The 12,225-nt window shown below is 50.3% G+C and carries 9 protein-coding genes; all 9 read left to right on the plus strand.

Annotated features, from left to right (window positions below; all coding sequences use genetic code 11):
* The first annotated feature begins 43 nt into the window (after positions 1-43).
* Positions 44-2,260, plus strand: coding sequence for a phage tailspike protein (locus ACLIBF_RS07430; protein WP_031375333.1), 2,217 nt, complete (start codon positions 44-46; stop codon positions 2,258-2,260).
* Positions 2,261-2,434: 174 nt separating this feature from the next.
* On the plus strand, positions 2,435-3,697 hold the full coding sequence (gene wcaK, locus ACLIBF_RS07435) for a colanic acid biosynthesis pyruvyl transferase WcaK (RefSeq protein ID WP_031375334.1): 1,263 nt from the start codon (positions 2,435-2,437) through the stop codon (positions 3,695-3,697).
* 4 nt (positions 3,698-3,701) lie between these two features.
* On the plus strand, positions 3,702-4,925 hold the full coding sequence (locus ACLIBF_RS07440) for a glycosyltransferase (RefSeq protein ID WP_069729013.1): 1,224 nt from the start codon (positions 3,702-3,704) through the stop codon (positions 4,923-4,925).
* Positions 4,922-6,262: a lipopolysaccharide biosynthesis protein gene (locus tag ACLIBF_RS07445; RefSeq protein WP_031375336.1), complete on the plus strand. Its 1,341-nt coding sequence runs from the start codon at positions 4,922-4,924 to the stop codon at positions 6,260-6,262. The genes ACLIBF_RS07440 and ACLIBF_RS07445 overlap by 4 nt, the downstream gene beginning before the upstream one ends.
* 278 nt (positions 6,263-6,540) lie before the next feature.
* Positions 6,541-7,443, plus strand: coding sequence for a UTP--glucose-1-phosphate uridylyltransferase GalF (gene galF, locus ACLIBF_RS07450; RefSeq protein WP_031375337.1), 903 nt, complete (start codon positions 6,541-6,543; stop codon positions 7,441-7,443).
* Positions 7,444-7,485: 42 nt separating this feature from the next.
* On the plus strand, positions 7,486-8,499 hold the full coding sequence (gene galE / locus ACLIBF_RS07455) for a UDP-glucose 4-epimerase GalE (RefSeq protein WP_031375338.1): 1,014 nt from the start codon (positions 7,486-7,488) through the stop codon (positions 8,497-8,499).
* 304 nt (positions 8,500-8,803) lie between these two features.
* Positions 8,804-9,571: an ABC transporter permease gene (locus ACLIBF_RS07460; RefSeq protein WP_279810149.1), complete on the plus strand. Its 768-nt coding sequence runs from the start codon at positions 8,804-8,806 to the stop codon at positions 9,569-9,571.
* Entirely contained in the window at positions 9,571-10,308 is a 738-nt protein-coding gene (locus ACLIBF_RS07465) for an ABC transporter ATP-binding protein (protein WP_279810148.1), read from the plus strand. Before ACLIBF_RS07460 ends, ACLIBF_RS07465 begins: the two co-directional genes overlap by 1 nt.
* A gap of 11 nt (positions 10,309-10,319) precedes the next feature.
* Complete coding sequence (locus tag ACLIBF_RS07470) at positions 10,320-12,224, plus strand: DUF4422 domain-containing protein (protein ID WP_279810147.1); 1,905 nt, start codon at positions 10,320-10,322, stop codon at positions 12,222-12,224.
* Position 12,225: the final 1 nt, after the last annotated feature.

The following is a 12,225-nucleotide window of genomic DNA, read 5'->3' on the forward strand; positions in this document are numbered from 1 at the left end:
CCATGGCCGATTATCCGGCCTTATTGACTACGGGAATTGATGCATGAAAAGAAGAGAAGTTTTACAGACCGCCGCCTCCGCTCTGGTGGGGGCTCTCTCCGTGAGCACCTTTTCCAGCTACGCTGCTAAAAGTAACGGTATCGCCCTGAAGCCGGTCGATGCCACTGATGTACCGAAAGGTGATGTGCCGATCCTGACGCCGGAAAACGTTTACGCCATGCCGCCGCAGTTCTGGCAGGGCTTTGAAGGCAAACTGTGGATCGGTAAAGCTGGCACCGACGCCAGCAAACCGGGCAACCAGATCCCGGTCTACCTGCGCGATGCCAGCGGCAACGTGTCGCAGATCGCCCAGCCGGTGGCGCTGAATAAAGGCAATTTTTCGCAGTTTATTAAAGACAATGCGGCACTGATCGCCGATCCGTCGCACTCGATGGCGGTTGAAGACAACAACGGCCAGATGCTGTTTAACATCACCGACGTCAGCCGTCCTGGCGCGGCTGATTTCAGCCAGCGTCTGGCGCAGCCGGCCGGTTACCAGCTGATTGGTGAAATCCCGTCAGTGGAAGAGTTACGTAAAACCCGTCCGCTGTTCGAAGGGGCCAAAGTGAAGCTGAAAAGCTGGCACGACGGCTTCGAAGTCGGCGGCGGCGAGTTTGTCGGCAGCTTCCAGCCAGCGCAGGATGATGGCGGCGTTAACTTTGCCGGCCAGGGTTTTCACTGGCGTCGGGTGGTTGAGGATTTCAACCGCTTAACCCTGTTTGATTTCGGTGCGATTGCCGACGGCAAAACTGATACCGCGCCGGCGATCATGGCGATGTTTACCTGGTCGCAGCAGGCTAACCAGCAAATCTGCGTCCAGTTCCCGGCCGGGACCTTTTTTGTCTCAGTCTGCGACTTTGGCGATAAATATCTCAACTTCTTCCGCGTGTCAGGCGCGATGGTCAACTTCGGCTATTTCCCGGCCACTACCGTGGTCTCTGACGGTAAGTCAGAGTTCATCTTCTCGATGAATGCGCGCCGGGTTGAGCTTTCCAACCTGATTTTCAACGGTAACAGTGACAAGAACCCGAACAAACAGGGCTTCTTCCACAATACCTGTCCTGGCGGTCAGTACTTCCGTGGCGCCTGCCTGCGTTTCAATTTTGTCGGCGGCACCGCCATCAGCCTGCAGGACACGCTGGATTGTAAAATCGACCAGTGGTACGCCTCGCGCTGCAGCGGCGACGTGATCAAATCCGGCTGGTCAGGGCAGAAGCAGGGCAAGTGGGACCACAGTACCGCGATTGAGTTATCTAACTTCAATGCCCAGCACTGCCGTGGCGGTAAAGTACTGAACCTGCCGCGCTGCGGTCAGTCGATTATTCACAACGGCTGGATTGAGCACTGCGACAACCCGGGCGACATCTCGAACGGTCAGTGGATCGTCGATGCGCTGAGCCTTGAGGATTGTAAGAATCCGCTGATCGCACACAACACCCGACTCAATATGCGTCAGACCAGCCTGCAGTCAGGCAGCTGGATTGACAACTCCAGCCAGGGCGATCGTCTGCTCAGCATCTGGGAGATGGGCTCAACCCGCGTTGAGTCGTACGGCGTCGCGCTGGATGGCAGCCTGAAGTACAACTACATCACCTCGCGCTGGCGGTTAGAGAACAACACCAATCAGGAAACCTGGTTCGATCTCGGCAGCCTCTACTCACCGACGGTGGGTGATTCGTGGGAGATTGAAATTTTTGGTCAGGCGCAGTTCAGCAACGGCAGTGGCGATCAGCCGCTGATGAACCTGATCAGCGACAAAACCACCGGTGGCCGCGCGGTGATCCACGTTCAGCGCAAGAAAGGGCGCTCGGAAGCGAGCTGGTCTGCCGAAGGCAGTTCGCCGGTGGTCGACGTGCGCTATGTGGCTGAGCATGACACCGACGTACGGATCTTTATCAAACTGGCGGGCTGGACCCCGGCGGCCGCGGTGCTGGTGAAAACTACCGGTAAAGACCGTTTTGTCACCGGACGCTGCGCGCGGGTGAATGCCCGGATGCAGCCAGGTAATCCGCCAGCCGGCGATGCCACCAAACGGGCACCGCAGCGTTTCAGCCTGCACAACGGCAAAGCCGGCGTCGGTGCCAACGAGCAGGGCGACCTGCTGATGGCGTCGCGGCCGCTGTCGGCCGATCAGGTTGATACCAGCAAGCCGGAAGGTTTTGTCTCGGTGGTGATCAACGGTAAACAGGTTGCGCTGCCTTACTTCGCCATCAAGTCGTAACAGATTCAGTTATCACCGATGCATGACGGCCGCCATAAAGGAGGCGGCCGGTCTTAACAGGAGCAGGACCCTTTGGGTGCGTTATCCCGTATTGCAGTTATTTAAACAGAGTTCATTTTGCCCGTTGCGGATCTGGGCGGCTTGCAGAATTAAAAAAATTCATTCGGAGTTGTTATGAAAATTTTATTGGTGGGTAACCATACGTGTGGGAATCGTGGGGATGGCGCGATTCTTCGTGGACTGATTGATTCAATGAAGTCTGCTCGCAGTGATTTAGACATTGATGTGATTAGCCGTTATCCAACCAGCTCCGGTTATTTGCTCCAGCAGGATATTCAGCAGGATTCGCTGTTTCTGCACAATAGCAAGTCAGCCAAAGGTTTGGTCGGTTCGTTTAAGCGTAAAGTGGCGAACCGTTTGATGCCCGACATTATGATGGCGCATCTGGGCAAGGGCGGCCTGTATAAGTCGTTCGCCGTGCCGCCACATCTGAAAGCGTTTACCGAAAGCCTGGCGAAGTATGATGCGATTATTCAGGTTGGCGGGTCGTTCTTCGTCGATTTGTACGGTGTGACCCAGTTTGATCACGCGCTGTGTGCGCTGATGGCGAAAAAACCGATCTACCTGATTGGTCACTCCGTCGGCCCGTTCCAGAACCCACGCGTTAATGCGCTGGCCAACTTCGTGTTCGATCGCGTCGACAGCCTGGTGCTGCGTGAGTCAGTCAGCCTTGATCTGATGAAGCGCGATGGCGTCACCAGCTCTAAAGTGGCCGCCGGGGTGGATACCGCCTTCCTGGTACGGGCGCGTGAAGTGGAAAACCCAAGCCATAACCTGCTGCACTGGCAGGGCATTATCAGCGGTCGCAAAACCATCGCCATCACCGTGCGTGAACTGGCACCGTTTGATAAACGTCTGGGCGTCACCCAGAAAGAGTACGAAGCCGCCTTTGGCCGGGTGATCAACGCGATGATCGCCGACGGCTATCAGGTGGTCGCCTTCTCGACCTGTACCGGCATCGACAGCTACGCTAAGGATGACCGTATGGTGGCGCTGACGCTGCGTGACCATGTGGCACAACCTGAGCATTATCATGTCATCATGGACGAGTTTAACGATCTGGAGCTGGGCATCCTGCTGAGTCATTGTCATCTGACTATCGGTACCCGCCTGCACTCCGCGATTATTTCCATGAACTTTGGCACCCCGGCCGTGGCGATTAACTACGAGCACAAGTCGATGGGTGTGATGAACCAGTTAGGTCTGCCGCAGATGGCAACCGATGTGAAAAGCCTGATGGATGGCTCGCTGATCGACAAGGTCCAGACGGTCCTTGCCGATTACGACAACATCAAGCAAAAGGTCGACACGGCCGTTGCGAATGAAAGGGAAATTGGCAACCGGATCACTGCAGAGATTCTCAAAGTATTAGGGTAATGTGATGAAACTGACTTTTTTCACCATGCGTTTCCCGGTTGCCTCTGAGACATTCGTACTAAATCAGGTGACCCATTTTATTGATGCTGGTTACGAGGTGGAGATTATTTCGGTGTTTCCCGGTGATTTAGTCAACCGGCATGCCGCCTTTGATGAGTATGGCCTGGCGGCAAAGACGCACTATCTGCTGCCGGAAGAGAAGGTCTCGATTGTCGATAAGCTGAACCAGCGTCTGCGGCTGGTGCTGCCGAAGGTCACTAAGCCGTCGCTGCTTCGTTCGCTTAACGTGCGCCGCTATGGCGCACAGTCGAGCAAGCTGCTGCTGCCGTCGATCGTCGCCAACGCCACCCAGACCTTTACCGCGGACGTGTTCCTGGTGCACTTCGGCTATGCCGGCGCGCTGGCGAACAAGCTGCGTGAGCTGGGTGTGCTGAAGGGCAAGCAGGCGACCGTGTTTCATGGGGCGGACATTTCCCGTCGTCACATCCTGGAAGAGCACAAGCTCGATTACGTTAATCTGTTCCGCCAGAGTGAGCTGATGTTACCGATCAGCCATTTGTGGCAGAACAAACTGATCGAGATGGGCTGTCCGCCGGAAAAAATTCACGTTACGCGCATGGGGATTGAGCCGGAGAAGTTTAACTTCCAGCCACGCCAGGCGTTTCACTCACCGCTGCGTATCGTCTCGGTGGCTCGTCTGACCGAGAAGAAAGGGCTGGATGTGGCGGTGAAAGCCAGTGCGATCCTGAAACAGCGGGGCGGTCAGTTCCAGTACACCATTATTGGTAACGGCGATCAGGATGAGATGATGCGTGATTTCATCGCCCGCGAGGGGATGGAAGATTGCGTCAGCATGCCGGGCTTCAAGCCGCAGGACGAAATCCGCCGCGCCTTAAGTGAAGCGGATATCTTCCTGCTGCCGTCCAAAACTGCGGCCGATGGCGATATGGAAGGCATCCCGGTGGCGCTGATGGAAGCGATGGCGGTTGGTCTGCCGGTGGTCTCGACTTTCCACAGCGGTATCCCGGAGCTGATTGAGAACAACGTTTCCGGCTGGCTGGTGGAAGAAGACGATCCTGAGGCGCTGGCCGAAACGCTGCTGAAGCTGTCGCAGGGTGAAGTTGACGTCGCCCCGGTGGTCGCGGCGGCGCGCCATAAAGTTGAAACTGAATTCAATCAGCATATCGCCTACGGCGAACTGGCACAGATTCTGGAGCGACTGGCGTGAGTGGATTTAAGTCACAGGCGATCTGGCTGTTCGGCAGCACCTGCTTTTCTGCGGTGCTGCAGGTGGCACAGCTCAGTTTTCTCGCCCGCAAACTGGAAACCCACGAGCTGGGGCTGTTAGCGATTATCAACGCCATTCTGGCGGTGGCCGGCGTGTTGCAGGATATGGGGATGAGCAGCTATCTGGTGCATCGCCAGAACATCACCCGCCGCGAGCAGAGCACCATCTACTGGGTCAACGTCTCGCTGAGTTTGTGTACCGGTCTGATCATGCTGCTGATCGCCTTCCCGGTCGCCTGGTTCTATCATCTGCCTGAACTGGTCGGACTGATTATGCTGACCAGCCTCAACTTCCTGGTGCTGGGACATCTGTCGCAGTATCAGGCGCACTACATCAAAACCAAGCGGATGGTCTCGCTGGCGAAGATTGAGATGGGCACCAAGCTGTTTGCCTTTCTCTGCGTGGTGGCGATGCTGGAGTTCACCTCACTGACGGTGGCCGCGGCGATTCTGGGTCTGTTTATCAACGCCTTTACCCGCATCCTGTGCATGATTGCGCTGGGTGAGAAGTCCTGGCGTCCGACCTGGGAGTTCGATAAAGCGACCTTCTTTGGTGCCATTCGTTACGGCAGCTACCAGCTGGGCTCGCAGACCATTAATCAGCTGCGTACCCAGGCCGATGCGTTAGTGGTCGGTAAGGTAATGGGCGCTGAAATGCTGGGGGTCTACTCGCTGGCGAAAGAGCTGGTGCTGCAACCGCTGAAACTGGTCACGCCGGTGATTAACCGCCTGGCGCTGCCGCGTTTCGCCGAGAAACAGCACGATGCCGAACAGCTGAAGAAACTGTTCCTCAAAGGCACGCTGGGGATCATGCTGTTCAGCAGCGCGATGTACCTGGTGATTGGCATCTTCTCACCGGTGATTGTCCGGGTGCTGTATGGACCGGCGCATGAGCAGGTCTATCACCTGATTCCGCTGATGCTGCTGTTTGGCATGCTGCGGCCGATGGGTGGCCTGACCGGGGCGATTTCGCAGGCTAACGGGCGCACCAACGTCGAGTTCTACTGGAACATCGTGGCAAGCCTGGTGGTACTGGCGGTGCTGGCGACCACCTTTATCTGGCCGAACGTGCTCTACGTGGCGCTGACGCTCTCCATCTCGCAGATTCTGATCTCGGCGCTGGCGCATCCGTTTTTTATCAAGCCGGTGATTGGCATTCGGTTTATGCCGTATGCCCGCCAGTGGGTCGCAGTTTCAGCGGTGTTTGTCGGCGTAATGATGCTGGTCAATCACTTCAATCTGTTCGTGATGCCTGAGTGGTTTGAAGGCTGGCTGTAAGCCAGCAGCAGTGACAGTAACGGGCGACCTCAGGGTCGCCCGTTTTCATTTATCGCTGGTCTCAGCCGGTTGCGCAACGACAGCCGAAACAGCCGACGCCGATCACGTTTACTGGTTGTCTTTATTCAGTTTCTGCTATCGCTGGCAATGGGCAAAATGCCGAATTTCCATGGTGTGACAGAGAGTTAGTGTCCGATTTTCAGATAAAGATTATACTTGCTGTTCTGGCCGATCCTGCATAATCGACCCACATCTTCATTTTATTAAACGGAATAAATATGACCAAGCTTAAAGCAGTAATCCCGGTTGCGGGTCTCGGTATGCATATGCTCCCTGCGACTAAAGCCATTCCGAAAGAGATGCTGCCTGTCGTCGACAAACCGATGATTCAGTACATCATTGACGAGTGTGTAGCTGCAGGCATTAAAGAGATCGTGCTGGTCACCCATGCCTCTAAAAATGCGGTGGAAAACCACTTCGACACCACCTACGAGCTGGAAGCGCTGCTTGAAGCGCGCGTGAAGCGCCAGCTGCTGAGCGAAGTGCAGTCTATCTGCCCGCCAGGCGTGACCATCATGAACGTGCGTCAGGCACAGCCGCTGGGCCTTGGCCACTCTATTCTGTGTGCCCGCCCGATGATTGGCGACAATCCATTTGTGGTAGTGCTGCCAGACGTGCTGCTGGATGATTCCACCGCTGACCACATGCGTTATAACCTTGCGGCGATGGTGGCCCGTTTTGAAGAGACCGGCCACAGCCAGGTGCTGGCGCAGCACATGCCAACCTCCGATCTCTCTGAGTACTCGGTGATCACCACTGAAGAGCCGATTGATCACCCAGGCGACATCAGCAGCATCACTAATTTTGTTGAGAAGCCAGAGCATCCTGCTGAGCTGAACTCTGACCTGGCCGCCGTGGGCCGCTATGTGCTTTCTGCTGATATCTGGGCAGAACTGGAGCGCACTGAGCCAGGCGCGTGGGGCCGTATCCAGCTGACCGATGCGATCGCCAGCCTGAGCAAGCACAAAACGGTAGATGTCTCGCTGCTGACCGGCCACAGCTTCGACTGCGGTCGTAAACTGGGTTACATGCAGGCGTTTGTCTCTTACGGACTGCGCAGCAACGCTCAGGGCCGTGATTTCCGCGAAGCGATTCAGAAGATTCTCGCCAAACAACACTAACAGATTCGCCGCGCACCCCGCGGCAGAGAGAAAGGAGTTCACATGGCTATTTTAGTAACGGGTGGAGCGGGTTACATCGGCTCCCACACGGTGCTGGCGCTGTTGCAGCGCGGTGATGACGTTGTGGTACTGGATAACCTGTGCAATGCCTCGCGGGAAGCCATTAACCGCGTCGAGAAGCTGGCGGGTAAGAAAGCGACCTTCGTTGAAGGTGATATCCGCGATCGCGCCTGTCTGCGTGACCTGTTCGCCTCAAACAGCATTTCTGCCGTGATCCACTTCGCTGCGTTGAAAGCGGTAGGTGAATCAACCCGCATGCCGCTCGAGTATTACGAGAACAACGTCGCGGGTACCGTGGTGCTGCTTGAAGAGATGCGCGAAGCGGGCGTCTGGAACTTTATCTTCAGTTCTTCCGCGACCGTATACGGTGCAGATGCGCCGGTACCGTACGTTGAGACCACGCCGATTGGCGGCACCACCAGTCCTTATGGCACCTCCAAGCTGATGATCGAGCTGGTGATGCGTGACTTCGCCAAAGCCGAACCGAAGTTCAAGGCGATCGCCTTACGTTACTTCAACCCGGTCGGCGCGCATGAGTCGGGTGAAATCGGTGAAGATCCTGCCGGTATCCCGAACAACCTGCTGCCGTACATTGCTCAGGTCGCGATTGGCCGTCTGGAGAAGCTGGGTGTGTTTGGCGGTGATTACGATACGCCAGATGGTACCTGCCTGCGTGACTACATCCACGTGGTCGACCTGGCGGAAGGGCACCTGAAAGCGCTGGACCATCTGAGCAAGGTCGAAGGTTATACCGCTTTCAACCTCGGCGGCGGTAAAGGCTTCTCGGTGCTGGAGATGATCAAAGCGTTTGAGAAGGCGTCAGGCAAAGCGATTCCTTTCGAGATCAAACCGCGTCGCGATGGCGACCTGCCGGCCTTCTGGGCCGACGCCTCGCTGGCCAACCGTGAACTCGACTGGCGCGTGACGCGCGGCATCGACGAGATGATGCGTGATACCTGGAACTGGCAGAGCAAGAACCCGAATGGGTTTAAGTAAGTGAAAAAATAATTAAAAAGCCTGTCCACGGACAGGCTTTTTTGCGTTATGAATCCTCAGAACCTGCAGGCTTTGAACTCTTTTAAGGAAATGATAATATCAAACGTTTATCATAATTTATTGTCTAGGAAAGAGGGTGCTGACAGAAAGTTCCTGGTGCCCATATAGGGTCAGAAAACAACTCTAAAACGTGGTTTGGTGTTTAGTCTACTGGTAGCTGTTGAGCCAGGGGCGGTAGCGTGGAACGCGCACTTAATCGCACATAAATTAATCATTTTTGAAAGTTGAAAACAGAGCGTAATGTATGAAGTTTAGTTTAGGTTATCTCATTGATTTAGTGACAGTTATCACTGAGAAAGAGCTTAAGGTTAGATACAAAAGTAGTTTTTTAGGTTATTTGTGGTCGATAGCGAACCCTCTACTTTTTGCGATGATTTACTACTTCATCTTTAAGCTCATAATGCGAGTGCAAATACCTAATTACACAATATTTATAATTACAGGATTATTCCCATGGCAATGGTTTGCTAGTACGACTTCTAATTCCCTTTTTTCATTCATTGCTAACGCCCAGATAATAAAGAAAACAGTTTTCCCTCGCTCAGTGATTCCTTTTAGCAATGTCATGATGGAGTGCCTGCACTTCTTGTGTACGATTCCGGTAATTATTGTTTTTCTTTTGATTTACGATATGACTCCTCACTGGAACTGGATTTATGGCATACCTCTGATAGGAATAGCACAATTAATATTCTCTTATGGTATCGCTCTATTCCTTTCCACACTTAACCTCTTTTTCCGGGATTTGGAAAGGTTCATTACCCTCGGAATCATGTTGCTTTTTTATTGCACCCCCATCCTCTATGCAGGGGATATGATACCTGAAAATTATCAATGGTTAATTAAATATAACCCTTTGGCTGATATGGTCTTAAGCTGGCGGGAGCTATTTATGAATGGTTATGTTGATTATGACAAAATTCTATCATTATATGGAATGGGCATAATTACACTTCTCATTGGTTCCTGGGTGTTTAATAAACTTAAATTTCGGTTTGCAGAGATCTTATAATGGAAGTAGCAATAGAATTCAATTCGGTAACAAAGCGCTATCCTTTATACCATCACATTGGTTCAGGGATTAAGGAACTGATTTTTAATCCTAAGCGCGCTTTAACTCTCCTGTCTGGCAGGAGTTATCTGGCAATTGAAGATATAAGTTTTACTGTTCGGAAGGGTGAGTCAGTAGCACTGATTGGTCGCAATGGCGCTGGCAAAAGTACTTCTCTGGGATTGGTTGCTGGCGTAATTAAACCCACAACGGGAACGGTTATCACTAGAGGAAGAGTCGCATCCATGCTGGAATTAGGCGGAGGTTTTCATCCAGAACTGACTGGCAGGGAAAATATTCGTCTTAATGCAACTCTTCTTGGTTTACGACGCAAACAGTTAAATGAGCGTATAGACAAAATTATTGAGTTCTCTGAATTAGGCGAGTTCATTGATGAACCTATACGGGTATATTCCAGTGGTATGCTTGCGAAGCTAGGTTTTTCAGTTATAACTCAAGTCGATCCGGACATTCTTATCATTGATGAAGTGTTAGCTGTAGGAGATTACGCCTTTCAAAAGAAATGCATTGAAACTATAAATGAGTTCAAGGCTAAAGGCGTCACAATTTTATTTGTAAGTCATAACCTGAGTGACATCGGAAAAATTTGTGACCGTGTAATCTGGATAGAAAACCACCGATTAAAAGCGAGTGGTAAAGCCGAAAACATACTGGAACAGTATCGTTCTTCAATGTAAGGAAGCATCGAATGAATATATATAAAGAAAAAGTAAAACTGTATACCAGCCACCATAAACCAAGCGCATTTTTATCATCACCAATAATTAAACCTCTTCATGTAGGTAAGGCTAATAGTTACAACGATATTTGCTGTGAAGGTGATGACACAGGTGATAATATTTCTTTTAAAAATCCCTTTTATTGCGAACTGACTGCGCAATATTGGGTGTGGAAAAATGATATTTCATCTCAATATGTTGGCTTCATGCATTACAGACGTCATCTGAATTTCTCCAGCAAGCAGGATTATCCAGAAGATGTTTGGGGTGTGGTGAATGATGAGATCATTTGTGAGGCCTATGAAACAAAATTTGGTTTGAATGAAGAATCTGTCATTCAAGCAATTGCCGATAACGATATTTTACTGCCAAAAAAATGGAGTGTTAAGCAAGCTGGTAGTAAGAACAACTACGAACACTATAAGGTCTCACAGTATCTCCATATTGAAGACTATCAAGCTGCTATAGATAGTCTTTTATATCTTTATCCAGAATATGCAGCTGCAGTAAAAACATTTAATAGTGCTCATGATGGTTATTATACAAATATGTTTGTCATGAAGTCTGAGCTTTTTGCGGAGTATTCAGAATGGTTGTTCAGTATATTTGACGATCTTGAAATTAATTTTTCTATGAAAAACTATAACGCGCAAGAAAAGAGGGTTATAGGTCATATTTCGGAACGTCTTTTCAATATATTTTTAATCCATAAAGAAAAGATTTCTGGCTTAAAGAAAAAAGAATTACAAAGAACATTTGTAAAAACTGAAACCTTTAACGGTACACTTAAGCCTGCATTTGCTGAAAATAATGTTCCGATCGTAATTTGTTTTGATGATAACTATTCACTAAGTGGTGGCGCGCTTATAAACTCTATTGTAAAAAATAGTTATCCAAACGACAATTATGACATTGTAGTGCTGGAAAACGGAGTGTCTGCCAGAAATAAGGCGCGTTTTTATTCTTTAATTAAGGGTAAAAGTAATTTTTCATTGCGATTTTTTGATGTAAATGCCTTTAGCGAAATGAAAAGTGTTTACACTCGGGCACATTTTAGCGCAGCTACTTATGCAAGGTTATTTATACCCTCTATTTTTGCAGACTTCGGGAAAGTATTATTCATCGATGCTGATACGATAGTAGAGAGTGATGTTGCTGAACTGGTTCATATTGAGCTTGGGGAAAATTTAATCGCAGCAGTCAGAGACATTGTAATGGAAGGCTTTGTCAAATTTGGTGCTATTGCACATATTGATGAACCTAAAGACCTGACTGCTAATGAGTATCTTGAAAAAGTTCTGGAGATGAAGGATACGCATAAATATTTTCAGGCTGGAATTATTCTCTTTAATATAACGCAAATGAAAAAAGAGAATACCTATGCCAAACTTATGGACGCCATGAAATCGCGCAGATATTGGTTCCTGGATCAGGATATTATGAATAAGGTTTTCTATGATCGTGTTCATTATCTTCCAGGTGAATGGAACGTATATCATGGAAATGGAAACACAGATGATTTCTTCCCAAATTTGAAATTCGAAACTTATATGGGTTTTCTGCAATCAAGAAAACAGCCAAAAATGATACATTTTGCGGGAGAGAATAAACCGTGGGATGCACCTCATGTGGACTTTTTTGATAATTTCATGTCCTACATAAATGCGACTCCATGGCAAAAAGAAGTTTATGATCGCTTGAATAAAAGCAATATGTCGATGCAGACCGCGATTTCTGATCACGAGGTATTATTTCAGACTAAAATTAAAAGAAAATTGATGCCATATTTTAATAAGTATGCTCCAGTCGGCAGTAAACGCAGACAATTAATTGCTCGTAATTATTACAGAGTTCGTCGTGTAATTTTAGGTTAAA

This window comes from Pantoea sp. PGP6 (assembly GCF_053474785.1).